Source organism: Lachnotalea sp. AF33-28 (assembly GCF_003477885.1).
Classification (GTDB): domain Bacteria; phylum Bacillota; class Clostridia; order Lachnospirales; family Lachnospiraceae; genus AF33-28.
This window is the reverse complement of sequence record NZ_QUEE01000002.1, coordinates 242,916-257,196: the sequence shown is the minus strand read 5'-3', so window position 1 is coordinate 257,196 and position 14,281 is coordinate 242,916. Positions and strand designations below refer to the sequence as shown.

Below are 14,281 nucleotides of genomic sequence, written 5' to 3'. Positions count from 1 at the left end.
TTTAAAATATTCATCATGGGCAGCTTTCGTTCGCACGGTGCATTCAATATTTTAGAGCAGCGAAGGTTCCGTCTTCAGATCTGGCCGGCTCCAGTTCCTCCGGTACAGCCTGCACTGCATATGGGACGGATCCAGCTTTAACGCTTCATCCAGATAGCCCAGCGCCCTGTCTATATCTCCCAGCCCGTAATAGCCCAGCGCCAGCAGATAAAAGCAGTGCGCTCTGTTTCTATTGGTGAGATTCTCCTCAAAGATCAGGAAATCCGGCAGGGAAACTGCAAAATAATCCATCTTCACTTTATCCCCGATATGCTGCTCTCCGTAATCGATCAGACGGTAAAATCTGGCGTTGGCCTCCGCCTGCCTGGAAAGCTTACGTTTCGCCAGTCCCTGATACAGGATCATATCGGCGGGCTGGTCATTGTAATACATCATGCCCGCAGGCTCATCGTTTCCGACGCTTGCGGTCAAAAAGCTTTCCTTAGCCTTTTCTTCCTCTCCCAGCATCTCATACACACATCCAAGATAATAATGGATGTGATTGTCTTTGGTGCCCTCCAGCTTGCCCTCGCCAAGATTTTCGGGGTAGCAAAGCGCCTGCTGCAATAGCTGTAAAGCCTGCCCGCAGTCCGCTTTTCTGATCCTCTCTTTGGCCATCTCCACCAGGGCGGCGGTGTACTGTCCGGTCACCTTCCCCTCACCGCCTTCCCACGGATGGAATTTTCTTCCCATTATCAGCTTATAGGCCTGCTCATGCTGTCCCAGCATATTCAGTACGGAGGTCATTTCCACAAACAGATCATCCCGTTCTTCTACCAGCTGCGGATATCTCCGGCAGTGATCCAGACGTTCTTCACAGGACATGCCAAGCTTCTTATACAGCTGATCCAGTTCCAGAAACACTCTGGCATCCGTATTGTCCAGCGCAAAGGCTTTTTCAAGCGCCTCTCTGGCAGACTCCCGGTCGGACAGCTTATTGTAATATAACAGTGAAAGGTTTCTCCAGGCTGTGGGGAATGTGCCATCCAGGCGCACCGATTCCTGCCACAGCTTCAGGGCGCGCTGCCACCACCCCTTATCATAGAACAGGCAGCCCAGATAATAGCAGGCTTTAGGCGCCCCCCCTTCCCTTTCGGCGGCATATTCCAGCACGGCTATGTCTTCCGCCTTATTGGGGAAACAACAGTAGGGAGAACGCGCTTCCGCTTCCGCCACCGCAGCTCCCGCCTCTTTCGTCCGCCCCATTTTGCTTAGATAGTATCCTTCGTAATATTTTAACAGAGGACTATCTGCGCTGCAGAGTCTTAAGGTCTTAAGGGCCTCCTCATAAGCGCCGAATTCCGCAAAATCCCTCGCGGCCATCAGATGGTTATCCGCGGTATTTCTCATCAGTCCTCTGACTCTATAAAGTGCCTGACTGTCTCCTGACAGGAAATATTCTTCCAGGCCGGACACATAATCAAAGGGGTCCAGCTTGAGATTATCTTCGATGGCTGTAAGCGCTTCTTCTTTTCTTTCCAGCTTGCCCAGAAGATACGCTCTTAAACCGCGCGCCTTGATGTTATGCGCATTTTTCACCAGGGATTTCTCAGCAAATTCCAGAGCGGAACCGTATTCACCTCTGCAGGCATCGATGGCCGCCAGAAAGTAAAAAGCCATCTCCTGCTGCTCGTTGGACCAGGATGCCTTGTAAAAGGAGTCGTAAGCCTCCTCCGTATCCCCCTGCCGAAACTGTACCAGTCCCAGATTGTACAGCGGCTCGCTGTCGTACGGGTTTGGATTGTATCCCGTAAGCCTACGAATCGCCTCACGGAAATGCTTTTTAGCTTCCTGATAATCTCCGCGGCGCAAAAGCAGCACACCGTACGCATTGTTGATCCGTATATCGCCGCTGTCCCTCTTGAGCCCTTCCAGGTAGTAATCCTCCGGGCGGTAAGTCGCATGCCGGTACTGTTCAAGATGTAATCCGGTAAGATACAGTTCTTCATTTGTCCGGATCTCCTTTGGATCTTTTGCCGCCTTTGCGGGCTGCGGCAGCTCCTGCATCTTCTCCTCAAGCGGCGTGTAAGCGACCAGCAGCCGTCCGTCCGCCCATACTTCCACCGTCAGTTCGGATTCCTTTTCGTATGTGCAGTCCACCGTTGTTTCATAGATATCAACAGGGGAGAGCAGGGCATGATCCTGAAAGACTGTCTCACCGCACTTTTTGAGCAGAATTTCAGCATTTTCCCGCCTGCCGGTCGCATAGACTGCAAGGCGGATCTGACGGCCGTCTGCTGTCAGATTAACCGCGGCGTCGACCGTCGCATTTTTGACGCTGCCCACTTTTTTATAGGGCATGAAATACTGTTTGAATGTCTTTTCTTCAAAGGGTTTCAGCCAGGTAAAATCGGGCTGGTTATCCGTAAATACCCCGGTCATCAGCTCTATGTACGGGCCGTCCTCATCCGTTAAGTTGCGGTCCCAGGCTTTCCCAAAATCCCCGCAGCCCCAGGTCCACTGCTTTTTACCGGGGGATATATGATGGTCCGCCACATGGAGAATTCCGGCTTCCACGCCGTAATCATAGCCTCCCACAAAATCGTACGCCGACTTTTCCGCCATATAGGAAGTGGGCACCGGTATATTCTTATAGCGGGAGATATCCACGCCTTCGCTGTAATCATGCTTATAATACACTCCGGTCGCGATGGGGAAGCGTGAGACATCTCTCTTGCCATGGTCCATCACCGCATGTACATCCGGAGGGAAGATGGACTGGGTCCGGTCATTAACCGCCACAGCCGGATTCGCCCACCACAAAAATGTCTGCGGCTGCGCGGTCCGGTTATAGAGCTGCCCTTCAATCTCAATATAAGCCTTTCCCGGATACAGCGTAAACTTCGCAATACCCTTTGTCCCGTACATCTGATCCACATCATTGACAAGCAGCGACTTGCTGCCGTCCTCATTATTAAGCTGCACAGTATCCACCGGCAGAAATGTGGTGGGCCGGTGATGCTGGGGCCAGTTAAACTCTATTCCGCCGGAAATCCAGGGACCGGTCAGACCTACCAGCGCGGGCTTGATCACATGATTATAGTAGACAAAATCATAGCCATTGGTTTTATCATACGCACGCTGGATACGGCCCCCCAGCTCCGGCAGAATCATCACTTTCAGATATTCATTCTCCAAAAATACGGCCTTATACTCTTTATCCTTTTTTTCATCATAAATCCGGTCAATCGCCGGATAGGGATAGATCCTTCCCGAACTGCCCTGGTAAACCCTCTTTTCCAGAAACATCGGGTTCTTATCCGGTTTTCCGATTTCATATGTGGGGATGCTTACGGTTTCCTCCCAAAGACGTACTGTTTCCATACTGACTCCTGTCTGCGCATTCAAATCGCGCGGTATTGTATCATCATATTACTGTTCAAAGATGCCGATAAAGCAGCGCATGACAGGGCAGGGTATGGTCCTGTCATGCGCGGAAACTTTACGATAACTGTAAACAGTAACCTTAGATTCATTGTAGCATCTGCAGCGCGAAGATACATTCCTCACTTTTGCTGAAAAATATAAAAAAATTGCGGTTATATATTGACTGCTGTCTCCCTATAGAGTAACCTCTTAGTATAACGAATGAAGGAGTTTTTCATGAAACCAGTTGAACCCGGAGTGGACATCCGTTCCGACTATTATATCTGTACCCCCAGCCCCAATGCCATGAAAGCGTTTTTCTATCCGATCGCGGTGGGACATTTCATCTATCAGCCCGGATATCATCTAAAACGCAGTTCTTATGACAGTTTTCTGATCATGCTCGTGCAGAAGGGGGAATGCACTGTGCGGGCGGAAGGCATAAAACGGCATCTGTCTGCCGGCCAGGCGGTGCTTTTGGATTGTTACGCCCTGCACGAATACGAATCAGCCACAGGCTGGGAAGCCCTGTGGCTGCATTACGACGGCATCGCCGCCAGATCCTATTATGATATGCTCTGCCGCGGGGAAGGCCCGGCGGCAGTTTTTCCCGGCGGATATGCGGTGGACCGGTATCTTTCCCGCATCTATCAGGCTTTCCATACGCATCGGACATACGGAGAAGCTCTGCTCTCCAGGGATATCACCATCCTTTTGACCGAACTGCTGACGGCTGCTGACCGCCGCCCCGAACCTCCGGCTGCCGGCAGCATGGATGATATTCTGCATTATATCTCCGCTCACTTAAGTGAAGCGCTGACGGTGGAGGGGCTGGCATCCCAGGCACATGTAAGCCCATATCATTTTATCCGTGTATTCAAGCAGGAGACCGGATATACTCCTCATGAATATATCATAACTGCCCGGATGAACACTGCAAAATTCCTGCTGAAGACCACCGCCACACCCGTCAAGGAGATCTCCTACTCCCTCGGTTTTTCCTGTGAGGCCGCATTCTGCGCGGCATTTAAAAAGCATGCCGGATGCACTCCGTTAAAATACCGCCGCGATGGCTGAACGCCGCGCGGTTATTTTGTAATGACCGTGATATTTCCGTTGGAGCATCTGGCTTTGATCTTATTGGCGCCGGCAGAGTCTTTTTCCAGTGAACCGGATCTGTTATCCCCGTTCAGCCTGACGGTACCAAAATCACAGGACAGATCCATGCCGTACTCCTTCTCTTCCCCTGTAAACGCCAAATCTATATCGCCGAAATCATTGCTGATGTCAACCGATTTTGTATCCAGTTCCGTCAGCTCAATATCCCCGTTGCTGCCGGTATGCGTCAGTTCACCGACAGTGAGTTTGCTGCCGTCCGTATCGCCGAAATCCTGCTCAAGCCGCAGGGTTGTGCTCTCTATGTTTTTCAGAGTCAGTTCGCCGTTGCTCATTTGCACTGTGCTCTCATCGCCCCTCGCTCCGGAAATGCTCACATTGCCGAAGTCATCCGTGACCTTAAGACTGTCATATTCCACCGTATCGATCTCGATCCGCCCGTTGCTGCATGTCACCTCTGCTGCACCGGCTTTTATATCCGAGATTTCCGTATTGCCAAAGTCCGTCTCAACCGACACCGAATCCGCCTGAATGCCGCTTATCTTCACGTCGCCGTTCCCGCATTCAACTTCCAGTCTGTTCAGGTATTCATCCTCCGGCAGATAGATTCTGACATAATCGCTGCCTGTATGATTCGTGCTGTGATTCCATCCCGTATTAAAGAAAAATGATATGCCGTTTCTGCCCTGGCTCTTCTGCGGAAGAAATGTAAGGGTACCGTTCTTCACCTCATAACTGGGGCCCTGTTCGTCTGTGCAGATTCTATATTCCAGATAATATCCGTCGGAAGGGATCAGTTCCACATCTCCGAAGTGCATCACAGCATCCAGGTTTTCAAATGAATCCAAAGGTGTTTTCTCCAATTCGTGCATGACGTACTGTGACGGAGTCAGGATTTGTCCGCCCCTTCCGATGGAAAAACCGGGCACTCCTCCCATCGCGATTCCTATGCCTGCCACCACCACGCCGGTCAGTATCAGCGCTGCGGAAATTATGAGCCATTTTTTCTTATTTTTCATATTCGTTACCATGCCTTTCCTGCATTTTCATCATTCTGCCGCGCACCGGCAGCTTAAGTCTTATCCTTTATTTTTAGCAAGACGTTTTTTTAACCATGCGGACAGCCGTCTGCCGCACCATTTTCCCATTTTGATGCTTGCATACAGCACCAGAATCCCTATGCCCGTGCACATAAGCCCTAATCCCAAATTGGCCAGCGCCCCGGCAGGCTGCATGAAAAGCAGATATATGCCAACAAGAACGGAAAGTGCGCCGCCCGCAATCAAACAGACTCCGGCCAATAAAATACAGCCGACAAACAAAGCCGCACACAGGCAGGCAGCCATAATAACCAACGCCACGCCAAACGCCAAAGGAAGTCCGAACGGCGCTGCGAAAATGGCAAGAATGATCACCCACAGGGCCGATAAACCTTTCTTCGCTGACTTTTCCGGCTGATCCAGTTTCTTAACGGCAAGACCGGTGATCAGCTGTCTGGCCACCTCCCTGGGGTCCCCCAATTCTTCCACTGCAGCCTCTTCCTGTTCGGGCCCGGCTTCATCGAAGTATTCCCTATAGTATTCCATCGCTTTCTCCCGGTCATCCGCCGGCAGACGGCGAAGCTGTCTGTCCAGTATCTCCAAGTATTCATTCCTGTTCACTTTGTACACCTCCCAATAAAATCTGATCAATGTCGTTTCTGTATTTCTTCCACTCTTCCATAAAGAAAGCTTTCTTTTCCCTGCCGCTTTCCGTTATGGTGTAATACCTGCGGTTCCGTCCCTGAAAAGCCTGGTCATAGGTTGTCAGATAGCCCGCTTCCTGAAGCTTTTTTAAGACCGGATACAGCGTGGACTCCTTTAAATTGACCACGGTTTTTATCTTCTGCGAGATCATATAACCGTAGGAGTCTTCTTCCGCCACGATGGACAGCACTACCGCATCCAGCATAGCCGAACCCAACTGATATGTCATGCGCTCCCTCCTTTTGACTTTAAGCATATATATTATTTATTGCATATAACTTATTTTAGTATATTATATTCTGTATAATATATAATGTCAATACATATACTTCATTTTTATATATTTTCTTATTCTTAAAAATTTCTGTCGCTGAAATTACTGTTTGAATATAAGAAAAAGGCATATGAAATGATTCCATCTCATACGCCTTTATGCTGTCTTCTATTTTATGTTTGATATGTTATTATAACGCAGCCGTGAGCAGTAAAGTGACACTACCCATTTTCCCTGTGCCACCTCGCAATTTCTTCCATCTTTTCCTGTACCTCGCGCTCTGCTCCCTGAGCAGTCGGACGGTAATAAGAGCGGTTTTGAAGGGATTCGGGCAGGCATTTCATATTTGTGATCTTATCTTCCGTATCATGGGCATACTGGTAGCCTTCACCGTAGTGAAGTTCCTCCATAAGCTTTGTAGGCGCGTTCCTGATCTGTAAGGGTACCGGCTCTGTCAGCATCTTCACCGCATCCTGCTTTGCCTGTTCATAAGCGATATAGCAGGCATTGGACTTGGGCGCCATGGACAGATATACAACGGCATGGGTGAGATTGACGCTGCACTCCGGCATACCATTGAAATGGCTGGCCTGATAGGCCGCCACCGCCACCTCCAGCGCATGGCTGTCCGCCATGCCGATATCTTCGCTGGCAAACCGGACCAGCCTTCTTGCCACATACAGCGGATCCTCTCCCGCTTCCAGCATCCGGGCAAGCCAGTAAACCGCCGCATCCGGATCACTGTTTCTCATGGACTTATGCAGGGCTGAGATCAGGTTATAATGCTCCTCGCCCTTTTTGTCGTAGAGAAATGTCTTTTTGCCCATACACTGCTCGAGGGTTGCTTCCGTGACGTGGATAGTTCCCTCACGGTCGATCTCGCCGTTTAAGATCACCATCTCCAGCGTATTTAATGCAGTCCTGGCATCGCCGTTGGCAAACCCTGCAATCACAGCGAGCATATCCGGACCGATGGAGACAGGCTGCCCGCCAAAGCCCTTAGGATCTGTCAGCGCCCTTTGAAGCATCCGCACCAGATCCGGCGTATCCAGCGCCTTCAGCACAAACACCTGGCATCTGGAGAGAAGAGCTGAATTGATTTCAAAGGACGGATTTTCCGTCGTTGCACCGATCAGTATAATGCTCCCCTTTTCCACAAATGGCAGGAACGCATCCTGCTGTGCTTTGTTAAAGCGGTGGATCTCATCTACAAACAATATCGTCTTCTGGCCTAAAAACCGGCTGTTCTCCGCCTTTGTCATGACTTCCCTGATCTCTTTGATCCCGCTTGTCACCGCACTGAAATTGATAAACTCTGCCCTGGTATGCGCTGCGATGATGCTTGCGAGAGTGGTCTTGCCCACTCCGGGCGGTCCCCAGAAGATCATGGATGAAATCTGATCCGTATCGATCAGACGTTTCAGCACCTTGCCCTCTCCCAGCAGATGGGTCTGGCCCACGAATTCTTTGAGAGAAGCAGGGCGCAGCCGGCTGGCCAGAGGAGCTGCCGGTTTTCTGTCCTCAAACAGAGACATCTGTTCCATACTTCACACTCCTTTGATCCGGTGCCAGTACTAGTTGAGACAGCTTATATCCACCCTGTCAAATCCGGCAAACCACTGCTTTACAGCATCGATCATGCGCCCGCAGTCTCCCGGCCGTTCACCTTCCATATTCAGCGCGATCACCGGATCATGCAGCGACATCCGAAACAGCAGCCAGCCCCTGATGTGTTCATCGTGGAAAGAAATACGCACGCCTTCATAATTGTTGGGCACTGCCGGATATCCCATGGCTTTTGCCCGCTCCCCGGCAGTCTCCAAAGCCTGCTGGCCGTAACTGCGGTAATCCTCACCGGCAATCTCAAACCGGAATTCCCGTTCATCGAAGCCTTCACGAAAGCCCTCCAGATAGGAAGCCAGCTTTTTGCCGTCTTTGGCTGCCCTGGCCGCAGCGATCAAAAGTTTTACCGCCAGATAGGCGCCGTCGTCCAGGAAATAATTCTCCTTGAGTGCGCCGTGGCCCGATGTTTCTATCGCCAATGGGGTCATAACGCCCTCTTTATTCAGGCGGATCGCCTCGTTAATCACATTTTTGTATCCACGCTTAAACCTGTGCTGCTTCATCCCCAGACGGTTCTCCAAAAAATCCTGCAGCCGGTCCGAGGTAACCGAATCCGTCACCACAGTCTCACCGGGATGCTCCTCTGACAGGACGGACGCGATCATAGCTATGATCGCATCCCGGTTGATCTGTGCGCCATCCGGAAGCACCGCGGACATCCGGTCCACATCCGTATCAAAAATCAGACCTAAATCGGCATGGCTGCCCAGCACGGCACTTTTAATCGCTTCCATGGCTTTTTTATTCTCCGGATTGGGGATATGGTTGGGGAACATGCCGTCCGGCTCCAGGAACTGACTGCCGCCGATATCCGCTCCCAAAGGCTTTAGTACCTGCTCGGCAAAGAACCCGCCTGCGCCGTTTCCGGCATCCACCACAACCTTCAGCCCTTTTAACGGATGCTCATAATCCTCGGCCGCGACGCCGGATTTAATCTTATCCCGCAGATGGGCGGTATACACCGTAAGGCTGCAAACAGACTTAGCAGCCCCCTCTCCGTCACAGACGTCCAGAGAGCCCGCTAAGTCCAGAATCTCTGCGATATCCTCATGCTCCAGCCCGCCCTCCCGGGTAAAGAATTTCATACCGTTGCGGTTAAAGGGCAGGTGGCTGGCTGTAATCATGACAGCGCCGTCAAATAAAAATTCCGGAAATACAGTCGTCATAAACATGGATGGCGTGGACACCAGACCGCAGTCCCTGCAGGATACTCCCTGTCCGCACATGCCCGCAAAGGCGGCGGACTTCAGCGCATCTGCTGTGATTCTGGAGTCATGTCCCACGCCGATTACCAGATCCTTCGGTTCCTTTTTCAGGCGTTTAGCCAGCCAGATTGCATAAGCCTGCGCGATTCGGTTTACCGCATCCGCTGTCAGGTTCACATGTTCCCCTTCCACGCCTTCCACCGCGATGCCCCGCACATCGCTGCCATTTTGCAATTTCCGTAAATCCGCCATTTTCCCCTCCGAAACCTGTCACCGGCCGTCAGACCGGTGACCTTGGCACACTTTTATTTCTTTTTATTCGGCCGCCATCCTTAAGCGGATGACCTATGCACACCGGTGCTCCTCTATATCCTGCCATCAGCCCTCAGGCTGATGAGCGGTCCGCCGCGTGTCAGGCAAGTACGGATTTGATGTAGGCTGCCATCTCTTCGTCCTGGCAGTTTGCGAAGAAATATTCCTGGAATTTCTCACCGCTTATCGCTGTCTTTAAGAAATCCTGATCGATATTCTTTAAGATGGTCATCATATCCGTATGCGTGATCTTCTTTACCTGATCCAGGATCTTTTTATTTCTCTGCTCCGGTACCACGCGCTCCTTGGGATAACCCTGTCCGCTTTCGCATCCGAACAGCTTCTCAAAAATATACTGCAGACGCAGCTCAGCGCCCCAGCCGAATCCCTTTGCAAAAGGCAGCGCAATGGCGTTGCCGTCATTGATCTGTGCAAACATAAACGCATCTTCTGAATCCACAATATGGCCGCAGAGCACGTTGGGGAAAGAATTGCAGGCCAGCATCGCGCCCTCGCCCGTGCCGCAGCCGGTCACAACATAGTCGGCTGCCTTGGAGTTAAGCAGGATTGCCGCCAGGAGACCGCACATAACATAGGTCAGCTGCGTCTCATCCTCCGCCGTATACATGCCGTAGTTATAAACCTCGTGTCCCATGGGCTCCACGATTTTTTTCAGGTTGTCACAGATCATCTCATTTTTTGCCGCCTGGCTATTCTCATTAATTAACGCAATTTTCATTTTTAATTTCTCCTCGTTTTTCTATGATATTGTAACAGTTTAGACATCCGATGTGAAAACAGGTGCAAAAGCAGGCTTTAAAGCCAAGCTTAACACCTGCTTTTGCACCTGTTTTCCCGCCGTCTGAACTGTTACGTGATATTACATCATTTTTTCCAATGTCGTGCGGATCGCTTTGATAAAGCCCTCGCTGGTTACCACCTGCGGATCCTTAAATGTGGTGATCAGTGCCAGATCCTTTGTCATGACACCGGACTCGATCGTATCTATGGAAGCCTTTTCCAGCTTGTCCGCAAACGCTTTGAGTTCCTCATTCCGGTCCAGTTCCCCGCGCTTTCGCAGCGCGCCTGTCCAGGCAAAAATGGTAGCTATAGGGTTTGTGGAGGTGGACTCGCCCTTTAAGTGCTTATAATAATGCCTCTGCACGGTTCCATGAGCCGCCTCATACTCATAGTAACCTTCCGGGGATACCAGCACGGAAGTCATCATGGCAAGAGAACCGAATGCCGTGGCCACCATATCGCTCATCACATCGCCGTCATAATTTTTGCATGCCCAGATAAAGCCGCCTTCGGATTTAATCACTCTGGCAACCGCGTCATCGATCAGCGTGTAGAAGTATTCAATGCCCGCGGCATCAAATCTGTCCTTATACTCTGCGTCAAAGATCTCCTGGAAGATATCTTTAAAGGTGTGGTCGTATTTTTTGGATATGGTATCTTTGGTGGCAAACCACAGATCCTGACAGGTGTCCAGCGCGAAGTTAAAGCAGCTTCTGGCAAAGCTTTCTATAGAAGCTCTGGTGTTGTGCATGCCCTGGATAATCCCCGCTCCCGTAAAATTATGTATCAGCTCTCTGGACTCTTCTCCTGACTCATTCGTATATACCAGCTCACATTTGCCGGGGGCCGGTATCTTCATCTCAACAGCCTTATATACATCGCCATACGCGTGGCGGGCGATGGTGATCGGCTTCTTCCAGCTTTTCACATACGGTTCGATTCCCTTAACCAGAATCGGCGCACGGAACACGGTTCCGTCCAGAATCGCACGGATCGTGCCGTTGGGGCTCTTCCACATTTCCTTCAGATGATACTCCTGTACTCTGGCCGCGTTGGGGGTGATTGTGGCGCATTTCACAGCCACGCCGTATTTTTTCGTAGCGTTGGCAGCATCTACCGTCACCTGATCATTTGTTTGTTCACGGTATTCCAGGCCCAGATCATAATACTCCGTGTTGAGATCCACAAAGGGACTAAGCAGTTCATCTTTGATCATCTTCCAGAGTATCCTGGTCATCTCATCTCCGTCCATCTCAACCAGAGGAGTCGTCATTTTGATTTTATCCATCTTTTCCTCCATTCTGTACATACTCCGCACCTCATGCGCCGCGCCTGCAAAGGCAGAACGCGGCCGTAGGAACGTCTGGGTCTATTATAGGCTTTAAATCAAAATATTGTCAAGCGAATACAAAAAACCGGGCTAATACAGCGCCGTCAGTTCCACGTCTTTATAGAAAAACTGTATCATCTCCTCGTAGTTTTTACCCGCCAGGGCCATGCCGGCGGCGGCATTCTGGCTCATTCCTGCCCCATGCCCGTTGCCGCCTCCCACGAGATCGTAGCCTTTATTGTCCTCCCAGGCGGAGAGGTAGAAATAGGCGCTGGGAAGCAGTGCTTTATCCGTCACCTCGGTACCGTCTTTTTTCTTAATTATATTCTGAGCGTCTCCTAACAGATTTCTGACCGCACTCTGCTTCAGTATCTTTATTGTATGCTCGGAACCGTGCACTACCAGCTCGTTGATCACACCGCCTATGCCGCGCTGCGTCACTTCCATCGAGGAAACTTTTCCGATGGAACTGATCTTCTGCTGTTCAAAGGAACCGTCCGCTTTCTGCACCAGCACTGAATCCGGATTGTTATCGGTATAAGAACCCAGACCGCTGTTTATGCGGTCCGTAAGCTCCTTCAGGCTTAAGCTGACCCGCCAGCGAAACCATGCATAGGTGCTGTCATAAGCCGGATAATCCTGATCGTCAATAAACTTACGGAAGTTATCCTCATTGGTCAGATCCACCGCATCAGGGCTGTCTGCCATGAGTCTTCCCTGTATATACGGAAAGGCGCCGGGATCCCCGTTCCAGATGGACATATCCGTGGTATGGCCGCAGGATGTGGAAAAATAATAGGCCGTGATCGGCTGACCTTGATGGGTGATGATCTGCCCGTAGGTAGCCTGCACGGCCTCATTGGCCAAAGGCTGTTCCTGTGAGTTATTGTATACCTGGTAGGTGGTGGAATCGTCCACATGAGCTCCGTATTCGCGGCAGGCATTCTCCTCAATCTGTTTATAGGCATAGCTTCTTGCACAGACCGCCTGCGCTTTGAGCGCCTCAAGGCCATAGCTTACAGGCATTTCGCTTGGGACCACCCTGCATAGATAATCTTCCAGCAGCAAATCGTTTACGATCAGGATTCCGGACTCCGCTTTGGTAAATTCCATGGTTCCCCGGTAGGAGGGCGTGCCGTAGCTCCTGTCCACGGACATCAGCCGAATGTTTCCCGCATAGCTCTCTGTCTCGATGCTAAGCCTTCCCTCCTGCAGATACGGGCTGTCTTTGGGAAGGTCAATAACGGTCTCTGCAGCGAAGGTTTCCGACTTATCCTCTCCGTATCTTAAGGTAAAAGGGACATCCGCGGTAAATGTAACACTGTCATGATAGATGGATGAAAAATCGCTGTTACGGATCAGCACGCGGATATTGGAGGTCTCCAGGGCCCTTGTGGTAAGAGCTGCGCAGATCTTTCCGTCCGCCACCACGAACTGCTGCAGGTCGTAGCCGACCAGAATATCGTCTCTGCTCTGCATGCCCAGTTCCCCATAGGTTTTATACACCCGGAAATTATCCCCTATGGGCACATCCCCATAGCCCTGTATTTCGATGCTCGTTTCTTTCACCGCCAGGACCTTTCCCTTAATGCTGTCCTTCTTAAGCGTCACCTTCTGGACCTGTCCCTCACTCATCTGTATATCTGCCAGCGTGCCGCCGTAATTGTCCTGCAGATTTTCCACCGCAAAGGATCTGTAATAGCCGTCATAAAAGGTACTCATAAAACCGCCGCCGCTCTGCTCGATCCATACATTCTGATACAGGACCTGCTCGCTCACAATCTCGGACACGCGGAAAATCTCCCCGTCCCGGGCCTGTACGCGTATCGTACGGTCCATATACCGGTCCATGGAAAGTCCTTCAAAACCGTAGGTTCCCCGGTCCGTATAAACAGTCCACGGAGCGATGGTCTTTAAGTTGGAGGCCGTGCCGTATACCGTGAGTTCAGAGGTCTCCACGGGATTCTCCGAAAGGCTGGTAAGCCACTGGTCAAATGTCTGCCACCAGACATCCTTTGGCACTTTTTCGTTATCCATTGCCGGTTTCATTCCTTCCGGCGTCTCCGTGGATATTCCCAGTTTTTCTGCTATGTAGCGGTATTCCGCATAGGTTAAAGGCTCCCCGGCCGCCGCAGCTGTCGCCGGCACAAGCTCCGTGGTCAGATAGCCGTTCTGGTACAGATAGTCCATATATTTTGCATACCAGTTGCTTTTCTCCGCCTCGCTGAATCTGCTCTGTTCCAGAGCCGTAAGACAGGTTTTCTGATCTGTCAGAGCCAGCGCCAGCGCTTTCGATGCCGCCGCCCGTGTGACGGTCTCCACTTCGCTCTTCTCTTTGCCCATGTCCAGCTTTACGAAAAAGATCACAGCTGCGATCACCAGTATCCCTATAACCGCTGCGGCAATCCGTTTTGCTGCCCCGCGCTTCTTTGCCTGCCTCATCCGATCCTGTCCTCCTTTTGATGTGCCA

Annotated in this window: 10 protein-coding genes; 1 reads left to right on the top strand and 9 read right to left on the bottom strand. The window is 51.1% G+C overall.

The window, feature by feature from the left end; translation table 11 throughout:
- Nucleotides 1–51: 51 nt before the first annotated feature.
- Nucleotides 52–3,363, bottom strand: coding sequence for a DUF5107 domain-containing protein (locus DWZ56_RS03640; protein WP_118555029.1), 3,312 nt, complete (start codon nucleotides 3,361–3,363; stop codon nucleotides 52–54).
- A gap of 279 nt (nucleotides 3,364–3,642) precedes the next feature.
- On the opposite strand from DWZ56_RS03640, the gene DWZ56_RS03635 reads away from it, so the two are divergent.
- Nucleotides 3,643–4,482 carry a helix-turn-helix transcriptional regulator gene (locus DWZ56_RS03635; RefSeq protein WP_158584429.1) on the top strand — a complete coding sequence of 280 codons (840 nt, stop codon included), beginning with the start codon at nucleotides 3,643–3,645 and terminating at the stop codon, nucleotides 4,480–4,482.
- Between the two features lie 11 nt (nucleotides 4,483–4,493).
- Here the strand turns inward: DWZ56_RS03635 and DWZ56_RS03630 are convergent, their stop codons facing one another.
- The 8 genes from DWZ56_RS03630 to DWZ56_RS03595 form a co-directional block, all read right to left on the bottom strand.
- Nucleotides 4,494–5,552 (bottom strand): DUF4097 family beta strand repeat-containing protein, encoded by a 1,059-nt coding sequence (locus DWZ56_RS03630; RefSeq protein WP_118555027.1) that lies wholly within the window; start codon nucleotides 5,550–5,552, stop codon nucleotides 4,494–4,496.
- Between the two features lie 48 nt (nucleotides 5,553–5,600).
- The gene (locus DWZ56_RS03625; RefSeq protein ID WP_158584428.1) at nucleotides 5,601–6,182 is read right to left on the bottom strand and encodes a DUF1700 domain-containing protein; all 582 of its coding nucleotides are present in this window, start codon (nucleotides 6,180–6,182) and stop codon (nucleotides 5,601–5,603) included.
- A complete protein-coding gene (locus tag DWZ56_RS03620) occupies nucleotides 6,169–6,495 on the bottom strand; it encodes a PadR family transcriptional regulator (protein WP_118555025.1) in 327 nt (108 codons plus the stop codon). The genes DWZ56_RS03625 and DWZ56_RS03620 overlap by 14 nt, the downstream gene beginning before the upstream one ends.
- Before the next feature lie 266 nt (nucleotides 6,496–6,761).
- Complete coding sequence (locus DWZ56_RS03615; RefSeq protein ID WP_118555024.1) at nucleotides 6,762–8,084, bottom strand: replication-associated recombination protein A; 1,323 nt, start codon at nucleotides 8,082–8,084, stop codon at nucleotides 6,762–6,764.
- A gap of 30 nt (nucleotides 8,085–8,114) precedes the next feature.
- A complete protein-coding gene (locus DWZ56_RS03610; RefSeq protein WP_118555023.1) occupies nucleotides 8,115–9,620 on the bottom strand; it encodes a phosphomannomutase/phosphoglucomutase in 1,506 nt (501 codons plus the stop codon).
- Between the two features lie 160 nt (nucleotides 9,621–9,780).
- Complete coding sequence (locus DWZ56_RS03605; RefSeq protein ID WP_118555022.1) at nucleotides 9,781–10,419, bottom strand: RpiB/LacA/LacB family sugar-phosphate isomerase; 639 nt, start codon at nucleotides 10,417–10,419, stop codon at nucleotides 9,781–9,783.
- A gap of 141 nt (nucleotides 10,420–10,560) precedes the next feature.
- Nucleotides 10,561–11,769 carry an NADP-dependent isocitrate dehydrogenase gene (locus DWZ56_RS03600; RefSeq protein ID WP_118555219.1) on the bottom strand — a complete coding sequence of 403 codons (1,209 nt, stop codon included), beginning with the start codon at nucleotides 11,767–11,769 and terminating at the stop codon, nucleotides 10,561–10,563.
- A 132-nt stretch (nucleotides 11,770–11,901) separates the two neighbouring features.
- On the bottom strand, nucleotides 11,902–14,253 hold the full coding sequence (locus DWZ56_RS03595; RefSeq protein WP_118555021.1) for a SpoIID/LytB domain-containing protein: 2,352 nt from the start codon (nucleotides 14,251–14,253) through the stop codon (nucleotides 11,902–11,904).
- Between the last annotated feature and the right edge of the window lie 28 nt (nucleotides 14,254–14,281).